The sequence below is a fragment of the Aquirufa sp. TARAVU-A1A genome (assembly GCF_054558675.1).
The window spans coordinates 84991-110157 of record NZ_JBPXKP010000001.1; the positions used below are offsets into that span (position 1 = coordinate 84991).

The following is a 25167-nucleotide window of genomic DNA, read 5'->3' on the forward strand; positions in this document are numbered from 1 at the left end:
TATGTCGGCATATTTATTGAAAAATGGTCAAATCGTCAACGAAGGGCAAATCACGACCGGAGATATTCGTATCAAAAATGGCCGGATTGAGAAAATCGGAACAAGCATAAGTCCGGAAGGAAACGAACAGATCATTGAACTGAACGGCAAGCATGTTTTTCCGGGTATGATTGATGACCAAGTTCATTTCCGTGAGCCTGGGCTAACACACAAGGCCACTATCGCGAGCGAAGCACGCGCGGCAGTTGCTGGGGGAGTAACGAGTTTCATGGAAATGCCGAACACCGTTCCGAATGCGCTGACGCAAGAATTACTTTCAGACAAATACCATATAGCACACGAGAGCTCATTGGCCAACTACTCCTTTTTCATGGGGGCTGCCAATGACAATTTGGAAGAAGTATTAAAGACGAACAAAAACAATGTTTGTGGGATTAAGGTATTTATGGGCTCCAGCACGGGAAACATGTTGGTCGATAATACAAAAACCCTCGAAACTCTTTTCAATTCCAGCGAATTATTAATTGCAACGCATTGTGAAGACGAAGCGACCGTTCGCGCGCGATTGGAATTATTCAGAGAAAAATACCCAAGTGAAGATGCGCCTGCTTTTATTCATCCGTTAATTCGTAACGAAGAGGCTTGTTACTTATCTTCATCCATGGCGGTAGATTTGGCGAAAAAATCAAATACGCGATTACATATCTTACACATTAGTACAGAAGAAGAACTAGCCTTATTCGAAACCGGGAAGGCTGTGAAAGACAAACGAATTACGGCTGAGGCCTGTGTGCATCATTTGTGGTTCGATGCATCTGCTTATGAAAGTTTGGGTAATCAAATCAAATGTAATCCGGCAATTAAAGACGCAAGACATCGCACGGCGATTCGAAAAGCACTGCAAACGGGAGCCATTGATGTGATTGCCACCGATCATGCACCACATACCTGGGAAGAAAAACAACAAGGATATTGGAAATCACCATCTGGCCTTCCCTTGGTTCAGCACCCCTTATTGATGCTCTTAGAAATGAGCCAAGATGGCGTATTAAGTTTGACACAAATAGCAGAAAAAACAGCGCATAATTTGGCGGAGTGTTTCCAAATTCAAGATCGCGGATACATCAGAGAAGGCTATTGGGCTGATTTGGCCATTGTGGATTTGCAGCAATCGCATGAGGTGGCAAAATCATCGTTACATTATCAATGCGCTTGGTCACCCTTGGAGGGGCACCAATTCCCCGCGAGCATTACACATACCATTGTTTCAGGGCATTTAGCCTATGCAAATGGACAATTTGACATGAGTAAAAAAGGAGAACGTTTGCTATTTGAACGATAATCAAATTAGAGTATATCGTCAAAGAAAACACGCATATAGAAGCCTAGCGATTGATTATATAAGGATTTAGAATCCGTAGCGATGTTCATCAGTCCGGCTTGGTATGTTAAACCTACCGACACAAAATTTTGCGAGACTACGCCAACGCCCACTTTAAAGCCCATGTCCAGTCGGCGAATGTCACGTGAAAAACTTTCTCCTGAAGTCGTGTTCAACACATAGGCTCCTGGTTTTGTAGGGTTCGCGGTACGGATAGTATAAGAAGCATTATCCCATAATCCGACACCCATATAAGGGCCGGCCCAAACTGAAAAACCTGTCGAGTACTCTGAAACAGAACCTAATTTTATTTCGAAATTAGGACTAATATCGAGGTAATTTAAGGACAAATTACGTTCCGTGTAGGTAGAATCTGAGTAATTTGTCTTGCCGTGAAATCCTTTTTGCGCCAAGGTTAATTCCGGATTAAAACTCACACGGGATGTTAATGGGTATTTTATTCCAAAACCAACTTCAAACGCGGGTTTAAAAAAATAAGTCTCACCGCCCACACCATCACCGCTGAATCGAGCCGACTTCGCTTCGAAATGAAAGATCTTTTTAGTTCGACTTTTCTGAGCAGACACAGAGTTTACCAAAAGGCAGATACCTAAAAAAGTGAAAACGAGGTGCTTGATCATAGGAGGAATCTTTGAAAATAATTAGCAATTTTAAGCCATATTTGTGGAAACACCAACAAAAATCATCATTCGACCTGAATTATGTCACGAATCAAACATGCTTTGTTGCCCTATTTTCAACCTGAAGGGATAGAAGCAGGCCTCGATGAGGCAGGTCGTGGATGTTTGGCGGGCCCGGTTGTTGCAGCGGCAGTAATTTTACCAAAAGACTTTCATGACAAACTATTAACTGATTCCAAACAATTGAATGCGAAGCAACGTCAGCAGTTAATCGAAGTCGTCAAAAATTATGCCATTGACTATGCAATTGCAGAGGTCGATCATGCGATGATTGATCAGATAAACATCTACAAAGCTAGCGTGATGGCTATGCATCTAGCAGTAGACAAACTTCGGATAAAGCCAGAGCATTTGTTGGTCGACGGAAATCGCTTTATAAGCTACCCATTTATCCAGCATACCTGTGTCGTGAAGGGAGATTCCAAGTACTTTTCCATTGCTGCAGCATCTATTTTAGCTAAAACCCACCGAGATGAATGGATGCAAAAAGCCGCAGAAAAATACCCAGGTTATGGCTGGGAGCGAAATGCGGGCTATCCAACCTTAGAACATCGAAAGGCTGTGCTCTGCCTAGGGCCCACAGAAATCCACCGAAAAACCTTTCGTGTAGAATTAAAGGAAAAAGCCTAAATTAGTTCTTTGACCACACCATGCGACCACAAAACATACGAGCGATACTGATTGTGATGCTTGTTTTCTCCCTGAGGATTCAAGCCCAACATGATTTATATACGACGGAAAACAAAAGACGTATTCAAGCGTATGCGGAGGATTTCAGCAGAGAACAAAGCAATCGCTATACCCAAAGTTTGAACTTAGCCAAACAAAAAGGGATAAAGGTCGAAGATCAAGTGGGTGATCGAAAAATAACACTTCAACAAATTAATTCAATTGGAGAAGCACTTTATTTAGGTGTTGAGTCGAATAAAAGGTCAGCACAAATCACCCGCACCGATCAACTATATAGTACGGGCGGATTAGGCTTAGCATTAACAGGAAAATCAGATACATTAGCTGGAAAACTAGCCCTTTGGGATGGCGGAGGTGCTATGACGACGCATCAGGAATTTGGCAGTCGCATAAAATCACAAGAGAGTGCAATAACTTCCGACCTGCATGCGACGCACGTAGCGGGAACGATGATAGCAAGTGGCGTAATTGCTTCGGCACGTGGAATGGCATTTGGAGCCGATTTAAAAGTGTGGGATTATAATAATGATAATGCAGAAATCAGTACAGCTTCGCCCAACTTATTGATCAGCAATCACTCCTATGGATACCAGTCAGGCTGGGTTTATGATTCAACGAAAAACAAATGGCAATGGTGGGGCAACGATGCAATCAGCACCTTAGAGGATTATAAATTTGGCTTTTATGACAGCAACACGCAAGCATTGGACAAGATCGCTTTCAATGCTCCTTATTACCTCATTACTAAATCAGCAGGGAATAGCCGTTCCGAAAATGGCCCTGATTTTACCAAAGGTGAATACTATTTTCTCAAAAACACACGGGATTCAAGCAATATCATTCGGGCCAAAAATGATGGCTATGATATCATTTCAACCACAGGAACCGCCAAAAACATATTGACCGTTGGAGCGATTGAATCCATCCAACAAACGCCTAACCTTGCCTCTGAAATCCGCGTAAGTAATTTTTCAAGTTGGGGACCTACCGACGATGGCCGCATCAAACCAGATATTATGGGTGTAGGAACCGATATATTATCGACAAGCAACACATCCAACGCCGCATATACAACCCTGGACGGGACATCCATGTCATCGCCACAAGTTGCAGGATCATTACTTTTACTTCAGCAATTATACAATCGTCTAAATAAAGGTAAATTCATGCGCTCTGCGACACTGAAAGGACTCGTCATTCATACTGCCATGGATTTTGGCCCTGAAGGACCCGACTACCAAAGTGGATGGGGGCTTTTAAATGCCGAAAGTGCTGCGAAAGTCATTCAAAACACCGACAAAACACATGCAATACGTGAACTGAGTTTAAATAATGGCACATTATATACCGAGAAATTCATCGCGTCGGGAGCTGGTAATGTCCGTGTAACCTTAGCTTGGACGGACCCAGAAGGCAACGTATTGCCATTAATTTCAAGCAGCTTGAACAATCGGTCTCCCCGATTAGTCAATGATTTAGATATCAAAATTCAAGATAGTAAAGGAACCTTTCTCCCATTTACCCTAGACCCGGATAATCCAAGTGCTTTGGCGAAGACAGGGGTTAATAATTTAGATAATGTTGAAAAAATAATTATTCCACAAAGTATCCCTGGAGAAACCTATACCTTAAGCATTAACCACAAGGGGACGCTAAAAAACAATCAACAAGATTTTTCTTTACTCATCTCCGGCATTGGAGGCAATGCCTATTGTAACCTAAACCCCAGTACGAGCAATATTATTCTCACAAAATTAATGGTTGATAACAAAGCCGTCGCTAACACGCTTGACAGTTCCGGAACAGCCTTAATGATTGAAACGGGGGAAACGAAACCTGTGAACATTCAATTCAGTAACACAACAACAAAAAACATTCGGGCTGTGGTAGACTGGAATCAAGATGGTGATTTTGACGATGTAAACGAATTAATAAATACCACGACAAACATCACGGGTAACAACTTCAACTTTTCAATCACCTCGCCATCTGGCGTTGCGGTAGACAAGCGCTATAAACTTCGTATTATTTGTTCCAATGATCCAATCACTAGTAATTGTGGATCGTTTTCAAATGGGAATAGTTTGGAAGCAAGTATTCAGATTTTGCAAGCATCCAATGACATTGCAGCGATAGGCATATCAACTACCGTAGGCAATTTCTGTCAAAATACCGGTACACTCAAACTCATTGCGCGCGTGAAAAACACAGGAACAAAAGCGCAGCGCAATCTCCCCGTGACGATATTAATTTCTTCGAATTCCCTAACGATAGGCCAACTAAAAGGCACAATTGAAAAAATCAATGCGGGATCTGAACAGGAAATTGCATTGCAAGCCGACGTTGCTTTGGAGGCAGGAAAAATTTATTCTTTTGAACTAAGTCATCAACTAACTAACGACCAATATCCACAAAACAATAATTTCCAATTACAACAAAAAATAGAAACTCCAAGTATACCTTCGGCCATTGGAACGCAGTGTACACCAGGCACTTTGGTCAATTTAACGGCAAATAGCGAAGGGGCACTTTGGTATACAAACAATACCTTAGTGGGTGCCGGAGCAAAAATTAGCCTACCAGCATCAGCTACATATAGCATTGCGCAGGCCGACTTTTCAGGTGGATTAAATCCAAGTACGAAGGCCGCATTCGGAACGGGGACCTACTATGAAAATTTTGGTCCGCAACCTATTTTGGAAGTCAAAAGCCCGATTGTATTGGAAAGTGCGCGCATCTATGTAGGAACAGCGGGCACAATTACATTCAGCGTTTACAACAAAGACAGTGGCGAACTTGTGGGGTCGGTTACCAAAGTTGTGGAAGCAACGCGCACACAAAGCAATTTAACCAGGGTGGGAGGCCAACTTATTGATGACAAGAATGATCCAGGACAAATTGTTTACCTAAATCTACAATTCCCCAAAGCTGGTAGTTACGTGATTGGACAAACTTGCTCCAATGGTGCAAGTATTTTCAGGAGCAACAGAAGCCTCGCAGATACGGTTAATGCCCCGGTCAACTTAGGCTATCCGTATACTATCCCCAACATTGTTTCAATGACCGGAGCCAAATATAACGGCGCGCCCATTACTACAGGATACTATTATTTTTATGACATGAAATTCCGATCCATCGGATGTCCTAGCCCACGAAGCCAAGTTGGCGTTAACACGAGCCCAAGCCCAACTGTTGGCATCACACCCACAGGCTCATTAACAGCTTGTTCTAGCGAGACAAAAGTTATTACAGCAACCTTTAGCGACAATGCATCTATTCAATGGTTATTAAATGGTGCCGCTATCACTGGGGCGACACAAGCATCCTTGTCAATTACTAAATCAGGGCAATATCAAGCCCAAGTGAGCAACACAAATAATTGCAGCGCTGTGAGTAGTAGCTTAAATTTGACTATTTCTGCCCCATTATCTCCGTTGGTGTCCTATTCGAATGGGGTGTTAAAATCTTCCGGAGGGAATAATATGCAATGGTATCTCAATGGGAAAGCCATCACAGGAGCAACGGATGCAAATTATGCTCCTACGCAATCAGGGACTTATGCTATCAAATTGACAGACATCAATGGATGCCCAGCAAGTTCAGAAAACTTTATCATAAGTATCTTGGCGAATGACGAACTTAATCCATTTGTACAAATAACTGCTTTCCCAAATCCTGCACAAAATGAAATCAACCTTGGCATCCCGGATAGATTGCAACAATCAGGACCATTGAAAGTACAAATAGCGAATACATTGGGACAATTAGTTCAAACTACGACGTATGAGATACCTTCAAGACAAGTTACCTTAGATATACGCGCCATTCCAAATGGTATTTACATAATTTCATTCCCAGAAATCTCAAATCAACCTGGTATTAAATTTGTTAAATTTTAACGAGATAACGTCCACTACTATTCCCGGATAACATTTTCTCAAGTATGGCAGGTACCTCCTCAAGATTAATTTCTTGACTGAGGCCTTCCAAGTCGACTGACCAGATTTCAGCTATTTTATCCCACAAAACCTGTTTATGGGACAAAGGAGATTCAGCAGAATAAATGCCAAGCATCCGCGTGCCTCGCAAAATAAATGGATAGACTTGGAGCGGTAATTCAACCCCCGCAGCCATACCGCAAACAGCAACGGATCCGCCAAATTTCAATCGTTTTACGACTTGAACAAGGTAATCTCCGCCCAAGGTATCAATCGCACCGGCATACTCCATAGGATAGAGCGCTTTAACGGGTTCTTCAGCAAATTGTTGCCTCGAAATCACGCGCGAGGCCCCTAATCCTTTCAATGTTTCCTCCAACGCAGGTTTACCACTTAACGCAACAACGGAATAACCTAAATGGCTCAACAAACGAATACTAATCATCCCCACGCCTCCCGTTGCACCCGTAACCAATACGTCCCCTTTTTCAGGACTTAACTGATTAGCAATCAAGGCCTCCACGGCCATGGCAGCAGTTAATCCCGCAGTTCCCCATTGCATCGCGATGCGCGAAGGTAATCTTGCTGGAATTTCGATAACCCAGTTGGCTGGCACACGAATATACTCCGACAAACCTCCATGCGAATTCATCCCCATATCAAAGCCGGTGACCAACACGCGAGTGCCTGTTGGGAATTTCCCTGAAACATCAGATACGACGACACCCGCTGCGTCAATTCCAGGAATGTGTGGAAAATTTCGGGTAATGCCTTTATGGCCGCTTGCCGACAAAGCATCTTTATAATTCAAGGATGAATATTCAACTTTTATGAGAACATCTGATTCCGACAAAAAAGTTAAAGGTAACGTTTGAAGTGCAGTGGACGCCTTGCCTTCAGGACTAATTTCCGTTACGAGTGCACGAAAAGATTGCATAAGCCTTATTTCTTAGCCCAGAAAAAGATCATTCTAGGGGATTTTTGTTCATCAAACTTAGCTAAAGAATAGTCACCCGCCAAATTGAGAAACTTCAAGCCCGCTTGTTCCGCATAAACCAAAAAATCATCTTTTGAAATCAATTCAACTTTCTCTTGAAAAGCATAGGATTGACCTTGATCCTCGAATGCAATGGATTTGTAGAGATAGCCATTTTCTTCCCAACGCTTAATATGAAACTTAATAGCGCCGCGTTTGACAACTTCTTCCGGAACCAAATTCGCAAGAATATAGATGGGGTTTAGAAAATCCATGACCAAAATTCCATCTTTTTTTAATCCTCCAGCAAACGTTTGGAACGCTCGAGCATTATCAGAAGGTTCATCGAAATAGCCGAAACTCGTAAAAAAGTTAAAAACAACATCGTAATGTGCTTGTTTCGGCAAGGGTTCACGCAGGTCGTGGACAAAGAAATGTAAGTGTTTATTGGCCAAACGATTCGCCTCCTCAATACTACTCGGGGACAAATCAAAACCCTCCACATGCATCCCGTGGCGCTGTAACATTTTGGCATGACGACCTTTACCACAAGCCGCATCTAAAACAAACGCTCCGGGAGCAATTTTCAAATAAGCCTGTAAGCTTTCAATAAAATGTTTGGCTTCTTGGTCATCCCGACTCGCATACAATTGATGATAGTAAGGGGAATCAAACCAGGTACTAAACCACGTCGTTTTTTCCATTACTTGCGCAAAGCGAGGTTTTGTAAAAAATCTTGATAGGCCAAACGAATTCCATCCGCCAACTCGATATGGTGCTTCCAGCCTAACTGATGTAGCTTTGAAACATCCATCAATTTACGTGGGGTACCATCGGGCTTGGAGACATCCCAACGAATTTCACCGCCAAAACCCACAATTTTTTGGACCGTTTCCGCGAGTTCTTTGATTGTAACGTCTACTCCCGTACCAATATTCACCAATTCAGCGTCGCTGTAATTTTCCATTAAGAACAAACACGCCTCCGCTAGATCATCTGCATACAAGAATTCGCGCATGGGAGATCCCGTTCCCCACAATTCCATGGTTGCGTCCCCTCGCTCTTTCGCCTCATGAAACTTCCGAATCATCGCAGGCAACACATGCGAATTCTGCAAATCATAATTATCATTGGGACCATATAAATTGGTTGGCATTACGGATATAAAATCACAACCATATTGGGCGCGGTAAGCCTCGCACATTTTTATACCAGCTATTTTGGCGATCGCATATGGCTCATTGGTTGGCTCTAATTCACCGGTCAACAAATATGACTCTTTCAGTGGCTGAGGCGCCATTTTAGGGTAAATACAAGAGGACCCTAAAAACATCAATTTTGTTACTTGATTTAGATAAGCCGCATGAATGACATTATTTTGAATTGCTAAGTTTTCATATAGAAAATCCGCACGGTAGGTATTATTCGCGACAATCCCTCCTACTTTGGCTGCGGCTAAAAAAACATAATCTGGCTTTTCTTGTTGGAAAAACGTTGACACAGCTTCCTGATTCCGCAAATCCAATTCCTTGGATGTCCGAACAACGATTTGTTGATAACCGTGAGCTTGTAACTGTCGAACGATGGCAGATCCCACCATTCCACGGTGTCCTGCTACATATATTTTAGCTTCCTTTTTCAATGATTGACTGCTATGCGATAATTAACGCGTGAAAAACCTCGCAAAAATACATAAACTACCTAAGCTAATCATTTAAATTCCTATTTTTGGGAAATTTTTTTGAGCGCTTAGCGTTCTAAAATGCCATGAAAATCAAGTTCCTTATTTTTTGTTTCCTTGTTGTAGCTGTCTTTTCAAGCTATGGTCAGGCGCAGGCGGTCATTTCTACCAAAAAACCTTTGACAGACTCAAGCGCTCAAAAGGGATTTCTTGGAGGTCGACTTAGCACGGGCTTGGAGGAACAATTGGAAGGAGCAAAAAAAATCAAATCGGAGGGGAAAGCGATCATTGAGGATTTAGGAATCAAAAACCTGGGCATCAAAGCGAGTATGCTCGCAAGAAGAGCGGCCAAAAAATCACCCCCTAAAGATGAATATGCTGGTGTTAAAACCGAACGCCGATTGGGCAATTATGGCAGTGGAAGTCGGAACACACAGGAAGAAATCAATGTAGTCAAATATGTAGAAGACGAGGCCGTTAGCCCGTATGTGACTGAAATTTGGTGGTTTGACCCCGCACAATCGCGCATTGTTACTGGATCTCTGAAGGATAATAAATCGGCACAAATCTGCCACGGCCCCTTCCGACGTATCGTCAACCAAAACGTGACGGAGCAAGGCTTTTTCTTCATGGGAGCCAAAGATGGTCGCTGGGAAACTTATGGCCCGGACGGGGAACTCCTGAACAAGCAATATTATCACCACGGATTTCCCGTGGAATCTACTGTTAGCTATTACGACACCGAACAGAAGAAAATCAAAGAAGTTATTCCCATTGTATACGGAAAAGTACGAGGACAATACCGTGCATTTTATGCGAGTGGCAACTTGAAAGAAGAAGGCATGCTGGACGATAGCGTGCGTATAGGCCGCTGGCGTGAATATTATGAATTTGGTTCGGGCGGCCGATTAAAGAAAGAATGGCGCTACGGAAAAGACAAATTTGACACTCAAGAACCGGAATTGGTTCAGGAGCGTGATGCACAAGGGAAGATTATTTACCAACTCAAAACAACGCTAGACTGATGGTGTGGCTATTGATTTTATGGGTAAAGTTTATGTCGGGGTTTTGTACGGCACAGGAACCGACGATGCCCTTAAATCCCTTTGATGGTTACCGTTTTCAAGTCAAACATACAGACCAACAGGCTACATTAATTAATTATGCTCCTGTCGATTCGGAAGAAGATTCGGAAGACTCGGACGATGATCTAACAGATTCTGCTTATGTCAATAAGGCGACTTTAGAGACTTTCATCCCCCATTTTACACAAAATACCTTACACTTTTACAGCTATCAAGATCGCTTAAGTCAAGCGCATCTTTGGCCCATTTTAACTCCACCCGATACACATACAAATAGTTAGATTGTTGTTTTAACACATTAATAAACGTTTGTATGAACTTTCAATATTATCGTAAATCTCTTATCGCAGGAGATTGGAAATCGGGTATATCCGTATTTCTTGTTGCCCTTCCTTTATGCCTTGGCATTGCTTTAGCATCAGGTGCCCCGTTGATGGCAGGCCTAGTTGCGGGCATTATAGGTGGAATGCTCGTTTCGCTTCTTTCGGGATCAGAACTTTCGGTCAGTGGACCGGCAGCGGGTTTAACCATCATCGTTGCGAATGCCATTCATCAGTTGGGTAGCTTCGCGGGATTTTTAATTGCAGTCATTCTGGCCGGCGTGATTCAAATCATCCTGGGCTTGATTAAAATGGGGAAAATTGGCGGATTTTTCCCTTCATCGGTTATTCGAGGTATGCTTGTGGCTATTGGTATTGTTATTATATTAAAGCAGATCCCGCACGCGTTTGGTGATGACTTAGACTTCATTGGAGAATTTGAATTTTCACAAATTGCAGACGGTCAAAATACCTTTACTGAATTAATGGCATCATTCCGCGATATTAAACTAGGTGCATTAATCATTTCTGGTTTGGGATTACTCATCTTGTTCATATGGAATTCAGTCGCAATTAAATTACGCTGGATGCAAGCTTTACCTGCTTCACTCATTGTGGTATTGTCTGGGGTCATATTGAATCTTTTTTTCGCTGGGTACGCCCCTCAATGGTATCTAGGCAACTCAGCGGAACACATGGTGAGTCTCCCGGTATTTAAGAACATGAATGAAGCAATTAACGGACTCGTACTACCGGATTGGTCCTTTTTCACAAACCCCAAAGTATATACGATCGCATTTACCTTAGCAATTGTAGCCTCTCTTGAGAGTTTATTATCCTTAGAAGCAACAGAAGCATTAGATCCGCAGAAACGAATTGCTTCAGCAGATCGCGAATTGATCGCGCAAGGAATCGGCAATATAAGTAGTGGCTTATTGGGAGGCCTCCCTATTACTTCGGTTATTGTGCGTTCGTCTACGAACATCTATGCAGGTGGAAAATCCCGCATGTCTGGATTCGTACATGGCGTCTTATTGCTCTTGGCGGTTTTGGCATTACCCATGTATTTAAATAAAATTCCGCTTGCCTGCTTGGCCAGCATTTTGCTATATACTGGATATAAATTAGCCCATCCAAAGGAATTCAAAAAAGTACTTTCTGAAGGTTGGAAACAATGGGTTCCGTTCCTGATCACCATTGCTGTCGTAGTTGGGGTTGATCTCCTTTGGGGCATATTCATCGGTACGGTTATCGGCCTCATTTTTGTGATCATCACGAATTACTCCTCCGTTTTTTCCGTTTTCCAAAATGGGAACGAGGTGTTAATCAAGTTTCAAAAGGACGTTACATTTTTACACAAAATGGCAGTAAAAGAAGCTTTAAGAAAAATTCCGCAGGGGTCGGATGTGTATATTGACGTTTCGAAAGTACATTTCATGGACCATGATATCACCCAATTGATTGAAGAATTTATCGCAACAGCACATGAACGCGGCATAGAAGCCGACCTAAAAAAGAGATAACATGAAAGAGTATAAAAAATTATTATTGAGTAATAAGGCCTGGGCAAGTGAGCGCCTTGAACTTGATGCACATTATTTCGATAACTTATCGAAAGACCAAAACCCGCTTTTCCTTTGGATTGGATGTGCGGACAGTCGGGTACCCGCAGAAGAAATTACCCATGCTGACCCAGGAGATATATTTGTCCATCGAAATGTGGCCAATATGGTTGTTCATACTGATATCAATTTATTGTCAGTATTGCAGTATGCGGTTGAAGTTTTAGAGGTCAAACACATCATCGTTTGTGGACATTATAATTGCGGAGGCGTAAAGGCGGCCATGACTAACCATGATTTTGGCTTAATTAATAAATGGCTTCGCAACATCAAGGAAGTTTATGAGAAACATTTTTCAGAACTACATGCGATTGATGACGAACAATTACGCTTTAATAAGTTGGTAGAACTCAATGTAGCCGAACAAATTCAAAATTTGGCTAAAACGACAATCGTTCAAAAAGCATGGGCAAAACGACAATTTCCCCATTTACATGGATGGGTTTTCGATATCCATCATGGACAAATTAATGAAGTCTTGAATATAAATGCGGGCGAATGGGAAAGCCCTGTGTTTAAATATGAATTTTAAACACTTCTATACATTAGCTTTGGCAATCCTTTGAGGTTTGCCAAAGCTACGAGGGAAAGGCGACATAAGAGTCGCTAAAACTTATAAATTCGTTTTAATTTTCAACTCATCCAATTGCGCCTGCGCTAACGGAGATGGTGAATCAATCATCACATCACGACCCGCATTATTTTTCGGGAATGCGATGTAATCACGAATAGATTCTGTTCCACCGAACAACGAACATAAACGGTCAAAACCAAACGCCAAACCACCATGTGGCGGCGCTCCATATTCAAACGCATCAAGCAAGAAGCCGAATTGTGCCTTCGCCTCCTCCTCGCTAAATCCTAGGACCTCAAACATTTTCGATTGCAAATCTTTTTGGAAGATACGAATCGAGCCTCCGCCCACTTCCACGCCATTCACAACTAAATCGTAAGCGTTCGCACGAACTTTACCCAAGTCCCCAGCTTCCATCAAAGCGATATCCTCTGGCTTAGGGCTAGTAAATGGATGGTGCATCGCGAACCAGCGGTCCTCTTCTTCTCCGTATTCCAACAATGGGAAATCGACAACCCAATGCACTTTATAATTGTTCGGATCACGCAATCCCATGCGCGTTCCCATTTCGAGACGAAGCTCATTTAATTGCTTACGCACCTTATCTCCATCTCCTGACAATACCAAAATCAAATCTCCTGGTTCCGCATTAAATGCTGCAGCCCAAGTAGCTAAATCTGATTCTGAATAGAATTTGTCAACCGATGATTTCACGACGCCATCCGGCTGAACGCGTGCATAGATCAATCCTTTAGCCCCAATTTGCGGTCGGCGCACAAAATCTGTCAATTCATCCAATTGTTTACGCGTATATTCTGCGGCTCCTTTCACACATATCCCAACAACCGTATTCGCAGCATCAAAAACCTGAAAATCTTTTCCGGAGGTCAAGTCAACACCTTCCCCTTTCAACTCCACAAACTTCATATCAAAACGAATATCCGGCTTATCAGAACCGTAATATTTCATCGCATCTGCATAAGTCATGCGAGGAACTTCGCCGATATCCAAACCTTTGACCGTCGAGAACAAATGGCGAATTAAGCCTTCAAACATGTTCAAGATATCTTCTTGCTCCACAAATGACATTTCACAGTCAATCTGCGTAAACTCTGGTTGGCGATCCGCGCGTAAATCCTCATCACGGAAACACTTGACGATTTGGTAATAACGATCAAATCCCGAAACCATCAACAATTGCTTGAAGGTTTGCGGCGATTGTGGTAAGGCATAAAATTCACCTGGATTCATCCGAGATGGCACAACGAAATCACGTGCCCCTTCCGGCGTAGATTTGATCAACACAGGCGTTTCCACCTCAATAAAATCTTGCTTATCTAAATAATTACGCACTTCACGACCTACTTGATGGCGCAAACGAAGACTCTCACGAATCGGGTTACGACGCAAGTCCAAATACCGATACTTCATGCGAATATCATCGCCACCATCCGTCTCATCTTCGATCAAAAATGGAGGTAATTTGGCTGGATTTAAGATGCGTAAATTGCTCACCTTAATCTCTACATCACCCGTAGGTAACTTGTCATTCTTTGCCAAACGTTCTACAACAACTCCTTCTGCTGCGACAACGAACTCCCGACCCAAGCCACGGGCTAAAGTCAAGGCCGACGGATCTGATTTCCCTTCTTCCAACATTAATTGGGTGATGCCATAGCGGTCGCGTAAGTCGATCCATAACATGCCTCCCTTATCACGTGTTTTTTGAACCCAACCACATAAAGTGACTGTTTGGCCCACGTGCTCCATTCTCAATTCGCCGTTCGTGTGTGTACGTAACATAGTTTATTATAAAAATTCGTGCAAAATTACGGAAAAGAGTATGTAGTGTAAAACATTTACCTGTTTATTCTTATTTAGTTAATTTCACGGGAAATTAAATTGACATGTCAACAGTCGGAATTGTCGGATCAGGTATAGGAGGAATTGCATTTGCGATTCGTATGCAATTGTTAGGTCATGAAGTGACGGTTTTTGAGGCAAACGAACGAGCAGGGGGCAAACTAGGCCTACTTGAAATCAATGGATTCCGATTTGACACGGGGCCGTCCTTGTTTACCATGCCTAAGCTGGTTGATGAATTATTTGAAATGGCCGGGAAAAACCCACGTGACTATTTTAATTACGAACGTTTACCTGAGATTTGCCGTTATTTTTGGGATGATCAAACACGCTTAACGACGGTTGAGGACCCTGCAGAGACAGCGGCATGCATGGCGGATGCCTTACAGGAGGATGCGCCAACGATTTACCGCTATATTAAAGAGGCGGGTGAAAAATACAACATTGTCAGTGACTTATTTTTGGATGATTCCTTGCACAAATTCAGCACATGGACGAGTAAAAAAGCGATGCTAGGCTATGCGAATTTACATAAACTAGGGCTCTTTCAGACCATGCACCAAGCACATACTTCGAAGTTCAAAAACCCGAAAACGGTGCAATTATTTGATCGCTATGCCACGTATAACGGCTCCGATCCCTACCAAACACCTGCTACCCTTTCCATCATTCCGCACTTAGAATACAATTTAGGGGCTTATTTCCCCAAAGGAGGGATGATCGAGATTCCTCAGGCACTCGTTCGTTTAGCCAAAGATTTAGGGGTCAAATTTCACTTAAATGAAGCCGTCGAAAAAATTCGTACAACAGGTAATATCGCCAATGGAATTGTAACTAAAAAAGCTTCCTATGATTTTGATTTCGTAGCGAGCAACGCGGATATTCGCCCGAGCTACCAGCAGCTATTACCCGAAAATCTTCGTCCCAATAAATTACTAAATCAACCCAAATCAAGCTCGGGGATTATCTTCTATTGGGGGATTAACCGCGTATTTGACGAATTAGGAGTTCATAACATCTTATTTTCGAAGGATTACCAAGCTGAATTTGAAGCCATTTTCAAAACAGAAAACTTATGGAGTGATCCCACCGTCTACGTCCACATTTCCAGTAAAGTTGAGCCCAACGATGCCCCATCAGGTTGTGAAAATTGGTTTGTCTTAATCAATGCCCCGGCAAATTCAGGGCAAGATTGGGATGCATTAATCAAGGAATGTAGAGAAAATGTGATTCATAAAATCAATCAGGTATTGGGAATAAATTTGGAAGAACACCTCGTTGCGGAGGACTACTTAGACCCTCGGCGGATTGAATCCCGCACCTCTTCAGCGGGAGGCGCATTGTATGGAAACTCCTCCAACAACAAATTTGCAGCCTTTTTACGCCATCCGAATTACCGATCCGCCATCAAAAACATGTATTGGATAGGTGGCAGCGTTCATCCGGGAGGAGGAATTCCATTATGCTTAAGTTCAGCTAAAATTGCCGCCAAGCTTTTTCAAGAAAATGCTTAATTTCGTGTGAAAATTAAATAAACATGATTCAAAGACCTCAAACAATCTTCCTAGTCCTCGTTTTAGTTGCCAATTGCCTTGTCTCACTCGGCTGGAGCATTTGGGCGAAAGTAGGGCAAGCAGGCCAAAGAGCCGAATTATTTTTCAATGAGTGGACGCTGACGGATGCCGGGAAAACGACTTCATCAAGCGCAATGGCCATCGTGATTTTATTGACTTTATCGACAATCATCACTTTAATTACCCTCTTCTCATTCAAGAATCGCATCCGCCAAATGTTATTGGGGCTGATCAACTCACTTTTGTTAGCTGGTGCGATGGGCTATTCGTTTTGGGTGATTTTCAAAGAGGCGATGCCGAGCTTTGAACCGGAAGCACAAGGAAAATATGGCTATGGGTTCTATGCAATGGTCGTGGCGTTATTGGCCAACATGATCGCAAATCGATTGATTCGTAAAGATGAAATGCTCGTGCAGTCCTCGAACCGCATGCGCTAAAATTTAGACGATACCCTCTTTTAATAGGTCGTGGAGATGAACAAATCCCACGGCCTTTTTATTTTCCGTGACGACCAATTGAGTAATATTCATCGATTGCATAATGGCCAACGCCTCGGTAGCAAACGCATCCGCTTCAATGGTTTTGGGCGTACGATTCATCATATCGGCCAATTGGATTTCAGACCAGTTGGAGTGTTTTTCTAGCATCCGACGAACGTCGCCATCGGTAATTATACCAACAAGTTGATTATTTTCTCCTACTATGGCTGTCGCGCCTAAACGCTTCGAACTAATTTCGTGGATAGCTTCTTGAATACTCGCTTTTGGCGTAATGACGGGAAATTCGTGCTGCGGATAGATATCACTAACCTTCAAATACATCCGTTTCCCCAACGCGCCACCCGGATGGTATTTAGCAAAATCCTGTGCGGTAAAACCTTTGCATTCCAACAAACAAACGGCAAGTGCATCTCCTAAAGCTAGTGCAACAGTTGTGGAAGTCGTAGGAGCTAAATTCATCAAATCAGCCTCTTGCTCCGCCAATGCATGCAAGATAAAATCTGCTTGCTGGCCTAAATAAGACTGTTTATTCGATACCATCGCAATCAAAGTAACCCCCGTTCGCTTAATCAGCGGAACTAAAACCTTAATTTCAGGCGTATCCCCAGATTTGGAAATACAAATCACAGCATCACCCTCTTGAATCATCCCCAAATCTCCATGAATCGCATCCGCAGCGTGCATGAATAATGCCGGTGTTCCGGTGGAGTTCATGGTCGCCACAATCTTTTGGGCGATAATCGCCGACTTCCCAATTCCCGTAAAAACGATGCGCCCTTTGCTAGCTAGCAAATGCTCAACACAGGCTTCGAATTCAGAATCTATTCCATCACGAACGCGTAGAATTGCGTCAGCTTCTTGGCTTAAAACTTTTTTTGCTGTGCTTTGGATATTTTTGCTTAATTTCAATGTTAGTAAGAATTGTGGGACCCACAAAGATAACCAATTCTTACCCAATAACTGAAACACTTACGCCACGATAAAAATTATGCCGACTTCCATTTCTAGTGAGGTATTGAAGGAACAGCTCAAAAAGACCTTTGGCTTTAGTCAATTCCGGGGTGAGCAAGAAGCGATCATTCGTAATACGATAGATGGCCGAAATAGTTTCGTTTTAATGCCGACCGGAGCCGGCAAATCACTTTGTTATCAATTGCCCGCAATTGTGATGCCTGGAACGGCCATTGTCATTTCCCCATTAATTGCGTTGATGAAGAATCAGGTTGACCAAATGCTTGCATTTGGCATCAATGCGCAGTTCTTGAACTCCTCGTTGAGTCGGGCGGAAATTAATCGCGTCAAAGCGGAGGTCATTAGTGGCAGTGTTAAATTGCTCTACATAGCTCCTGAATCGCTGAATAAACAAGAAAATCTGAATTTCTTGCAGCAAGCAAACATATCCTTTGTTGCCATCGATGAAGCACATTGTATTTCGGAATGGGGACATGATTTCCGACCGGAATACCGGAAGATTCGTAACATCATCGAATCGATTGATACGAAATTACCCATCATTGCGCTAACGGCCACAGCTACACCCAAAGTGCAGCAGGATATTCAAAAGACATTAAATTTAGAGGATGCTACTGTTTTCAAGTCTTCATTTAATCGGAAGAACTTGTATTACGAGATTCGTTCGAAAAAAGATATTGATAAGCAATTGATTCGCTACATCAAAAGCCATACAGGCAAAGCAGGAATCATCTATTGCTTGAGCAGAAAGCGCGTGGAAGAGGTTTCTGAATTACTAGGCGTCAATGGAATTAAAGCGCTTCCTTACCATGCAGGACTAGATCCACAAGTACGCATGTCGAACCAAGAAGCCTTTTTGAATGAGGAGGTTGAGGTGATGGTTGCAACAATTGCCTTTGGCATGGGAATTGATAAACCGGATGTTCGTTTTGTCATTCACTACGATGCTCCTAAATCCTTGGAAGGTTATTACCAAGAAACAGGACGTGCCGGCCGGGATGGTTTGGACGGAACTTGCATTTTGTTTTACACCTACGATGACATTTTAAAATTAGATAAGTTCAATAAGGACAAAGCTGTTTCTGAAAAGGAAAATGCCAAAATTCTATTGAGCGAAATGGTTTATTATGCCAATTTAGGCGTTTGCCGTAGAAAGCAACTCTTAAGCTACTTTGGCGAACACATGGGTGAAAATTGTGGTTTTTGTGACAATTGCATGCACCCTACGCCTACTTTCAAAGCGGAACAAGAAGTATCCTTGGTACTCGAAGCCGTCAAACAAACAGGCGAAAGATTTGATGCAGAACACATCGCGGATGTATTGGAAGGAAAAACGAATCAATACACACAAAGCTATGAGCATGAAAAACTAGCGGTTTTTGGGAAAGGCAAAACGGTTTCATGGGCTATCTCAGATGAAGATGAGGATGAGGACGATGATGATGAGGATGTAGATGGCGAAGAGCAAGCGCCCAAAAAACAAAAGCTGCGTAAAAAGAAAAAAGAGGTTAATCCCGAAGATGAAAAATCGCCTTGGATCTCATTCATTAAACAAGTTGTTATTTATGACCTGTTGACCAAAGACATCGAAAATTACGGTGTTCTACGTCTAAGTGAAAAAGGAGAAGCGTTTTTAACAGACTCACATCCGTTAACATTCTCGCGCGATCATGATTACGAACAAGAAGCAATCACGGCTGAGAATGATGAAGAAAATGCAGCGGTAGGCGCAAAGGCCTATGACGATGCGCTCTTTGAGATTTTGAAAAATCTTCGTAAAAAGGTTGCCAAGGAGAAAAACTTGCCACCTTATGTGATTTTTCAGGATCCTTCTTTGGAGGAAATGGCTACAACCTACCCTACTACGCAGGAAGAAATGGCGCAGATCAATGGCGTAGGGATGGGGAAAGTCGTGAAATTTGGGAAGCAATTCTTGGACGCGATCATCCGTTATGTAGAGGAGAACGAGATTGAAACTGCCAAGGAGGTCGTCGTAAAATCGACTGTTAATAAATCCAAGATCAAGATTTACATCATCCAGCAAGTGGATCGTAAAATCGATTTGGATTTAATAGCGGAACAGAAAGAATTATCGATGGCCGAGCTGATCGAGGAAATTGAAACGATTTGCTATTCGGGAACAAAATTGAATTTAGATTACTTTATCAACCAAGTAATTGAACCTGATAAACAGGAGGAAATCTACGATTATTTCATGTCGGCAGATACCGACAACATCACACAGGCCTTGGATGAATGTAACATTGAGGATGTGAGTGAAGAGGAGTTGCGTTTAATGCGCATTAAGTTTTTGAGTGAATTAGCCAATTAATAAAACAGATGAATGTATTAATTATCGGGTCTGGGGGGCGTGAACATGCTTTTGCATGGAAAATAGCTCAAAGCCCACAACTAAGTAGTTTATTTATTGCCCCGGGTAATCCTGGGACAGCCAGCCTTGGCACAAATTTATCCATCGGAGTAGCAGATTTAGTCGGCATTGCGCAAGCAATTCGGGAACATCAAATCGATTTAGTTGTTGTAGGCCCCGAGGAGCCCTTGGTAAAAGGTGTTCGGGATTACATCGAGTCGCAAGAGGATTTGAAGCATGTGGGCATTGTAGGCCCGGGATCAGAAGGAGCTCAATTAGAAGGAAGTAAAGACTTTTCAAAAAATTTCATGCACCGTCATGGTGTGCCAACGGCCGCTTCGCAGACCTTTACGAAAGAAAGTATTGACGCAGGTTTGGCCTATTTAGATACACAATCTTTGCCGATTGTCTTAAAAGCCGATGGCTTAGCGGCAGGGAAAGGGGTGATTATCGCCTTGACACTTGAGGAAGCCAAAACTGCTTTGCGTGAAATGTTACTGGATTCCAAATTTGGAGCGGCATCCGACAAGGTCGTTATTGAGCAATTTTTACGCGGAATTGAATTATCCGTTTTCGTGCTGACTGATGGTGAAAATTATGTTGTTTTGCCCGAAGCGAAGGATTATAAACGCATTGGCGAAAACGACGAAGGATTGAATACCGGTGGAATGGGGGCCGTTTCTCCCGTACCATTTGCGACAGCTTCTTTCATGGAACATGTCGATAACAAAGTGATTAAACCTACGTTAGCAGGATTAAAAGCGGATGGCATTAAATACCAAGGTTTCATCTTTATCGGGTTAATGAACCACGAAGGGGAGCCTTATGTCATCGAATATAACGCCCGCATGGGTGACCCAGAAACAGAGGTCGTTTTACCTAGAATCGAATCAGATTTCTTATCTTTGCTTCTTGCGGCTGCCAAAGGCACTTTAGACAAAGAGAAAATTGAAATCTCAGAGCAATATGCCGTTACAACCATGGTTGTCGCAGGTGGATACCCGGAAGATTACCGCAAAGGAGATGCCATCACAGGATTAGATCAAGTAAAAGACGCGCATATTTTCCAAGCAGGAACGCGCGAAGAAGGAGGCCAACTCCTAACAAATGGCGGTCGGGTGATCGCCCTAACAGGAACTTCGAATACCCTGGAAAAAGCAATTCAAAAGTCCCAAAAGGCTGCGCTTTCCATCCAGTTCGAAGGTAAAAATTTTAGAAGAGATATTGGCTTAGACGTCCTCCGGTATAAAGGATAATTAGCTAATCAAGCATATATTATGGCATGTAAATCGTGTTCAACGGGTTCTTGTGGATCCAAAGGTGTATCGGGCGAAGTCGCAGGCTGCCAAAGCAACGGAGGTTGTGGCTCAGGTGGCTGCAATAAAATGAATGTCTTTGATTGGCTTTCCGACTTAGACGTGCCTCAGTTTCAACGTTTCCATGTCGTAGAGGTTAAATTCAAAGGAGGTCGGAAGGAATATTTTCGCAATGTAAACAAACTTGAACTACACACAGGGGATGCTGTGATGATCGAGTCAAGCACAGGAATTCATTTAGGTGTCGTTTCCCTCCAGGGCGAATTAGTTCGTTTACAATTATTGAAAAAAAGCATCAAAGACGATGATAATTTAAAGTCAATCGTCCGCCTTGCTACAGATAAAGACCACGAAAAACACGAGCAAATGATTGCGCGTGATATGCCTACGATGTACCGTGGCCGGCAAATCATCGGGGATTTAAAATTGAACATGAAACTGTCTGACGTGGAGTTTCAGTCGGACGGCACCAAAGCCGTGTTTTATTATTCCTCAGACGATCGTGTCGATTTCCGGGAATTGATTAAACTTTTGGCAACAGAGTTCAAAGTACGTGTGGAAATGAAACAAATTTCCTTGCGTCAAGAAGCGGGCAGATTAGGGGGCATTGGGGTTTGTGGACGCGAACTATGCTGTTCAACTTGGTTAACCGACTTTAAAAACGTGACAACCTCAGCTGCTCGTTATCAAAATTTGTCGTTGAATCCCGTCAAATTGAGCGGACAATGTGGCCGCTTGAAATGCTGCTTGAATTATGAATTAGAGACTTACATGGATGCATTAAAAGGCATTCCTACGATTGAAGGTCGCTTAAAGACGAAGAAGGGAGATGCCATTCTTCAAAAGACGGACATTTTCAAACGGATGATGTGGTTTGGCATTGTAGGTGAAGAGTCCATTTGGATTCCGGTGAGTTGTGATCGTGTCGCAGAAATCATTGAATTGAATAAGCAGGGAATTATTCCGGAATCCTTCTCGGATTTAAATCCAGATGCTCCGGTAGCAGAAAAACCATCGCTTTCAGAATTAAATTCTGATTTGGAGCGCATGGATAAGAAATATGGCGGCAAAAAACCGGCAAACAAATCTGGAAATAACCGTGGCGGTCGTGATCGTTTTGAGAATAGAGGACCACGGGAAAACCGAGGACCAAGACCTGAAGGACGTGATAACCCACGTGGTCCACGTCCAGATAATCGTGGACCGAAACCAGCAGGCCAAGGTAAAGAAGGCGAGGCAAATCGCGGACCTAGACCGGCTAGCCCAGGAAAAGAAGGCGAAACAACCCGTGGCCCAAGACCACAACAAGAGCGTAAACCTAGACCTGAACAAGGTCCGAAGCCGGAGGGTTCAGCACCCGTAGCTGACGGAGAAAATGCTACACCGAAACCATTTAAGAAGAAGTTTAAGAAGAAATTCAAACCACGCCCACCGCGTGAGGGAGGATCTTCTGAGGGACCAGCAGCACAATAAGCCATGTATTACAAGCGCATTATTCTTTTCATGATGGCTTTATTCGCGTTTGCTTGCCAAAACGACACTTTGGTCGATCAAACCGTTTCCTTATCGGAACAAGGTTGGTTACAAAAAAACAAGATCTTGATTGATTTTCAAGTCACAGACACGACGAAAGCATACGACATGCGTGTGGCATTTCGTCAGTCAAATGAATATCCGTATTACAACCTCTATTTTGTTCCGAAAATTATTGATGCAAATGGATTTGTATTAAAACGCGCCTTTGCCGAAGCTTTTTTTTATGATGCGAAAACAGGCAAACCGAAAGGAAGTGGTTTGGGCGATATGTACAGCCATCAGTATACGCTATTCAAAGGGCTGAAATTTACCCGGCCTGGGAAATATCAGGTTAGTTTAGAACAATATATGCGAACTGACACGCTAAAAGGTATCATTTCCGCAGGAGCATCCATCATTGAAACCCCAACAAGCGATGGCCAAAATTGATGATATCGATAAACAAATTTTAGCCTTTTTGCATGAAGACGCATTCATGTCCAATAAGGAAATGGCATCAAGGCTGGGCTTGAGTGCAACTCCTGTTCATGAGCGAATCAAGCGCATGGAGAAAGAGGGCGTCATCACAGGTTACAAAGCGACAATCAACCCGAACAAACTAGGCAAATCGCTCACCGTATTTTGTGACATTTCATTGAAAGAACATGCCGCAGAATATTTGAATCAATTTGAAACCGATGTCATGTCATTGGTGGAAGTACAAGAGTGCTATTGCGTTTCCGGGCATAGCGATTTTCTATTAAAGATTGTCGTTTCCGACATGGATGAATATCGAAATTTCATTCTCCATAAACTAGCCAGCATCAAAAACATCGGAAATGCCCAAAGCCACTTTGTGATGAATCAGATTCAAAATGAACAAATATTACCTTGGTTAACCAATAAATCAACCCAATAAACCTACAATTTAGGACAGCTAAATGTAGGAAAATATGTAATTTGAAGTTCTTCTAAACCGAATTTAAATCCCATGAATAAAGTTACCAAAACAATCGTCTCGCTTGCATCCATAGCCTTGATCCTTGGACTTGCATTTTATCCTAAAATCAAACAAGCTATCTCTAAGAATCCGGAGGAAGAAGCAAAAAAAGAAAAGGGAGGCCCTGGAGGAAAAGGGGGTGGCAAAACGGCTGTTGTGGTTTCAGTTGTAAAATCTACCCGTCTTGACGACATGTTGAATTCAACAGGTAGTATTTTGGCAAACGAAGAAGTAGAAATTAGATCGGAAATTGCAGGTCGAATAATCTTATTAAATATCAAAGAGGGTGATGTGGTTCAAAAGGGCACTGTCCTTTTTCGAATCAATGACGATGATTTACAAGCTCGCTTACGCAAATTAGGCTTTAACAAAAAATTAGCTGAGGACAACGAAGCGCGTCAAAAAATCTTGTTACAAAAAGAGGCTATCTCCCAACGAGAATATGATATTGCGGTCAATTCAGTCAACACCATTGAAGCCGATATCGAAGATTTGAAAGCTCAAATCATCAAAACAACCGTAAAAGCACCTTTCGCAGGAACCATAGGTTTCCGTTATGTAAGTTTAGGAAGTTACATCTCACCTACGACAAGAATTGCGACCTTAACAAATACAAATCCAGCGAAAATCGAATTCTCTATCCCTGCGAAATACGCAACTGCTATTCGCAAAGGAAGTACAGTGGAATTCCAAACGGAAAATGAAGACAAAACGTTTATTGGTAAAGTTTATGCGATCGATCCGAAAATCGATCCTTTAACGAGAACGTTGCAAATTCGCGCCTTAGCGGCAAATCCGGGTAACCAATTGGTCCCAGGCGCCTTTGCTAAGGTCAATTTGATTTTAAAATCAAAGGGTAGCGCAATTCTTATTCCCACAGAAGCCGTTATCCCCGAAGCATCTGGGAACAAAGTATTCATCGTAAAACAAGGAAAATCAGTCCCTGTAAAAGTGAAACTCGGAAATCGTGGCGAGAAGAATGTTGAAATCCTATCTGGACTTTCCATTGGTGACACACTGATCACGAACGGCGTAATCCAAGTAAAACCAGAAGGCGAAGTTGAAATTAAAGAAGTGGTAGAATAAAG

General features: G+C 42.7%; 21 protein-coding genes. 15 read left to right on the forward strand and 6 right to left on the reverse strand.

Annotation, left to right across the window (positions count from 1 at the left end; translation table 11 throughout):
• The first annotated feature begins 1 nt into the window (after window position 1).
• Entirely contained in the window at window positions 2-1342 is a 1341-nt protein-coding gene (locus V7S75_RS00420) for a dihydroorotase (protein WP_459510738.1), read from the forward strand.
• Window positions 1343-1347: 5 nt separating this feature from the next.
• Here V7S75_RS00420 and V7S75_RS00425 read toward each other — a convergent pair whose 3' ends face one another.
• Entirely contained in the window at window positions 1348-2022 is a 675-nt protein-coding gene (locus V7S75_RS00425; protein ID WP_459510739.1) for an outer membrane beta-barrel protein, read from the reverse strand.
• 81 nt (window positions 2023-2103) lie between these two features.
• Between V7S75_RS00425 and V7S75_RS00430 the strand changes: the two genes are divergently transcribed.
• Window positions 2104-2712, forward strand: a complete 609-nt coding sequence (locus V7S75_RS00430; protein WP_459510740.1) for a ribonuclease HII — start codon at window positions 2104-2106, stop codon at window positions 2710-2712.
• A 56-nt stretch (window positions 2713-2768) separates the two neighbouring features.
• Window positions 2769-6671, forward strand: coding sequence for a S8 family serine peptidase (locus tag V7S75_RS00435; RefSeq protein ID WP_459510741.1), 3903 nt, complete (start codon window positions 2769-2771; stop codon window positions 6669-6671).
• Here V7S75_RS00435 and V7S75_RS00440 read toward each other — a convergent pair.
• The 3 genes from V7S75_RS00440 to fcl are packed head-to-tail and all read right to left on the reverse strand — an operon-like array spanning window position 6661 to window position 9328.
• The gene (locus V7S75_RS00440) at window positions 6661-7647 is read right to left on the reverse strand and encodes a YhdH/YhfP family quinone oxidoreductase (RefSeq protein ID WP_459510742.1); all 987 of its coding nucleotides are present in this window, start codon (window positions 7645-7647) and stop codon (window positions 6661-6663) included. The genes V7S75_RS00435 and V7S75_RS00440 overlap by 11 nt on opposite strands.
• Window positions 7648-7652: 5 nt before the next feature.
• Window positions 7653-8390 (reverse strand): class I SAM-dependent methyltransferase, encoded by a 738-nt coding sequence (locus tag V7S75_RS00445; RefSeq protein ID WP_459510743.1) that lies wholly within the window; start codon window positions 8388-8390, stop codon window positions 7653-7655.
• Complete coding sequence (gene fcl, locus V7S75_RS00450) at window positions 8390-9328, reverse strand: GDP-L-fucose synthase (protein ID WP_459510744.1); 939 nt, start codon at window positions 9326-9328, stop codon at window positions 8390-8392. Before fcl ends, V7S75_RS00445 begins: the two co-directional genes overlap by 1 nt.
• A gap of 125 nt (window positions 9329-9453) precedes the next feature.
• Between fcl and V7S75_RS00455 the strand changes: the two genes are divergently transcribed.
• Genes V7S75_RS00455 through V7S75_RS00470 form a run of 4 tightly spaced genes read left to right on the forward strand, consistent with a single transcriptional unit; the run spans window position 9454 to window position 12926 of the window.
• A complete protein-coding gene (locus V7S75_RS00455) occupies window positions 9454-10392 on the forward strand; it encodes a toxin-antitoxin system YwqK family antitoxin (RefSeq protein WP_459510745.1) in 939 nt (312 codons plus the stop codon).
• A complete protein-coding gene (locus V7S75_RS00460; RefSeq protein WP_459510746.1) occupies window positions 10392-10733 on the forward strand; it encodes a hypothetical protein in 342 nt (113 codons plus the stop codon). The genes V7S75_RS00455 and V7S75_RS00460 overlap by 1 nt, the downstream gene beginning before the upstream one ends.
• A gap of 32 nt (window positions 10734-10765) precedes the next feature.
• The gene (locus tag V7S75_RS00465) at window positions 10766-12295 is read left to right on the forward strand and encodes a SulP family inorganic anion transporter (RefSeq protein WP_459510747.1); all 1530 of its coding nucleotides are present in this window, start codon (window positions 10766-10768) and stop codon (window positions 12293-12295) included.
• A 1-nt stretch (window position 12296) separates the two neighbouring features.
• Entirely contained in the window at window positions 12297-12926 is a 630-nt protein-coding gene (locus V7S75_RS00470) for a carbonic anhydrase (protein ID WP_459510748.1), read from the forward strand.
• Between the two features lie 81 nt (window positions 12927-13007).
• On the opposite strand, the gene aspS is transcribed toward V7S75_RS00470, so the two are convergent.
• Window positions 13008-14771, reverse strand: coding sequence for an aspartate--tRNA ligase (gene aspS, locus V7S75_RS00475; protein ID WP_459510749.1), 1764 nt, complete (start codon window positions 14769-14771; stop codon window positions 13008-13010).
• Window positions 14772-14875: 104 nt separating this feature from the next.
• On the opposite strand from aspS, the gene crtD reads away from it, so the two are divergent.
• Together crtD and V7S75_RS00485 are read left to right on the forward strand one after the other, a co-directional pair.
• Window positions 14876-16345, forward strand: a complete 1470-nt coding sequence (crtD, locus tag V7S75_RS00480; protein WP_459510750.1) for a 1-hydroxycarotenoid 3,4-desaturase CrtD — start codon at window positions 14876-14878, stop codon at window positions 16343-16345.
• 23 nt (window positions 16346-16368) lie between these two features.
• Window positions 16369-16842, forward strand: coding sequence for a DUF4293 domain-containing protein (locus V7S75_RS00485; RefSeq protein ID WP_459510751.1), 474 nt, complete (start codon window positions 16369-16371; stop codon window positions 16840-16842).
• 3 nt (window positions 16843-16845) lie between these two features.
• Here V7S75_RS00485 and V7S75_RS00490 read toward each other — a convergent pair whose 3' ends face one another.
• Window positions 16846-17814, reverse strand: coding sequence for a KpsF/GutQ family sugar-phosphate isomerase (locus V7S75_RS00490; RefSeq protein ID WP_459510752.1), 969 nt, complete (start codon window positions 17812-17814; stop codon window positions 16846-16848).
• A gap of 79 nt (window positions 17815-17893) precedes the next feature.
• Here V7S75_RS00490 and V7S75_RS00495 point away from each other — a divergent pair, with 79 nt between their 5' ends.
• The 6 genes from V7S75_RS00495 to V7S75_RS00520 all read left to right on the forward strand — a co-directional run bounded on the left by V7S75_RS00495 (window position 17894) and on the right by V7S75_RS00520 (window position 25165).
• A complete protein-coding gene (locus V7S75_RS00495; RefSeq protein WP_459510753.1) occupies window positions 17894-20209 on the forward strand; it encodes a RecQ family ATP-dependent DNA helicase in 2316 nt (771 codons plus the stop codon).
• 8 nt (window positions 20210-20217) lie between these two features.
• On the forward strand, window positions 20218-21504 hold the full coding sequence (gene purD, locus V7S75_RS00500; RefSeq protein ID WP_459510754.1) for a phosphoribosylamine--glycine ligase: 1287 nt from the start codon (window positions 20218-20220) through the stop codon (window positions 21502-21504).
• 21 nt (window positions 21505-21525) lie between these two features.
• Window positions 21526-23037, forward strand: a complete 1512-nt coding sequence (locus V7S75_RS00505) for a PSP1 domain-containing protein (RefSeq protein WP_459510755.1) — start codon at window positions 21526-21528, stop codon at window positions 23035-23037.
• A 3-nt stretch (window positions 23038-23040) separates the two neighbouring features.
• Window positions 23041-23529: a gliding motility lipoprotein GldH gene (locus V7S75_RS00510; RefSeq protein ID WP_459510756.1), complete on the forward strand. Its 489-nt coding sequence runs from the start codon at window positions 23041-23043 to the stop codon at window positions 23527-23529.
• Entirely contained in the window at window positions 23516-23998 is a 483-nt protein-coding gene (locus tag V7S75_RS00515; protein ID WP_459510757.1) for an Lrp/AsnC family transcriptional regulator, read from the forward strand. Before V7S75_RS00510 ends, V7S75_RS00515 begins: the two co-directional genes overlap by 14 nt.
• 72 nt (window positions 23999-24070) lie before the next feature.
• Entirely contained in the window at window positions 24071-25165 is a 1095-nt protein-coding gene (locus V7S75_RS00520) for an efflux RND transporter periplasmic adaptor subunit (protein WP_459510758.1), read from the forward strand.
• The last annotated feature ends 2 nt before the right edge of the window (window positions 25166-25167 follow it).

Excerpts from the sequence above, each read along its gene's own strand:
- V7S75_RS00425 (WP_459510739.1), bottom strand. The coding sequence starts at position 2,022 with ATGATCAAGCACCTCGTTTTCACTTTTTTAGGTATCTGCCTTTTGGTA.
- V7S75_RS00435 (WP_459510741.1), top strand. The coding sequence starts at position 2,769 with ATGCTTGTTTTCTCCCTGAGGATTCAAGCCCAACATGATTTATATACG.
- V7S75_RS00420 (WP_459510738.1), top strand. The coding sequence starts at position 2 with ATGTCGGCATATTTATTGAAAAATGGTCAAATCGTCAACGAAGGGCAA.
- purD (WP_459510754.1), top strand. The coding sequence starts at position 20,218 with ATGAATGTATTAATTATCGGGTCTGGGGGGCGTGAACATGCTTTTGCA.
- V7S75_RS00445 (WP_459510743.1), bottom strand. The coding sequence starts at position 8,390 with ATGGAAAAAACGACGTGGTTTAGTACCTGGTTTGATTCCCCTTACTAT.
- aspS (WP_459510749.1), bottom strand. The coding sequence starts at position 14,771 with ATGTTACGTACACACACGAACGGCGAATTGAGAATGGAGCACGTGGGC.
- V7S75_RS00440 (WP_459510742.1), bottom strand. The coding sequence starts at position 7,647 with ATGCAATCTTTTCGTGCACTCGTAACGGAAATTAGTCCTGAAGGCAAG.
- V7S75_RS00460 (WP_459510746.1), top strand. The coding sequence starts at position 10,392 with ATGGTGTGGCTATTGATTTTATGGGTAAAGTTTATGTCGGGGTTTTGT.
- V7S75_RS00510 (WP_459510756.1), top strand. The coding sequence starts at position 23,041 with ATGTATTACAAGCGCATTATTCTTTTCATGATGGCTTTATTCGCGTTT.
- V7S75_RS00495 (WP_459510753.1), top strand. The coding sequence starts at position 17,894 with ATGCCGACTTCCATTTCTAGTGAGGTATTGAAGGAACAGCTCAAAAAG.
- crtD (WP_459510750.1), top strand. The coding sequence starts at position 14,876 with ATGTCAACAGTCGGAATTGTCGGATCAGGTATAGGAGGAATTGCATTT.
- V7S75_RS00465 (WP_459510747.1), top strand. The coding sequence starts at position 10,766 with ATGAACTTTCAATATTATCGTAAATCTCTTATCGCAGGAGATTGGAAA.
- V7S75_RS00520 (WP_459510758.1), top strand. The coding sequence starts at position 24,071 with ATGAATAAAGTTACCAAAACAATCGTCTCGCTTGCATCCATAGCCTTG.
- V7S75_RS00470 (WP_459510748.1), top strand. The coding sequence starts at position 12,297 with ATGAAAGAGTATAAAAAATTATTATTGAGTAATAAGGCCTGGGCAAGT.
- V7S75_RS00455 (WP_459510745.1), top strand. The coding sequence starts at position 9,454 with ATGAAAATCAAGTTCCTTATTTTTTGTTTCCTTGTTGTAGCTGTCTTT.
- V7S75_RS00515 (WP_459510757.1), top strand. The coding sequence starts at position 23,516 with ATGGCCAAAATTGATGATATCGATAAACAAATTTTAGCCTTTTTGCAT.
- V7S75_RS00485 (WP_459510751.1), top strand. The coding sequence starts at position 16,369 with ATGATTCAAAGACCTCAAACAATCTTCCTAGTCCTCGTTTTAGTTGCC.
- V7S75_RS00430 (WP_459510740.1), top strand. The coding sequence starts at position 2,104 with ATGTCACGAATCAAACATGCTTTGTTGCCCTATTTTCAACCTGAAGGG.
- V7S75_RS00505 (WP_459510755.1), top strand. The coding sequence starts at position 21,526 with ATGGCATGTAAATCGTGTTCAACGGGTTCTTGTGGATCCAAAGGTGTA.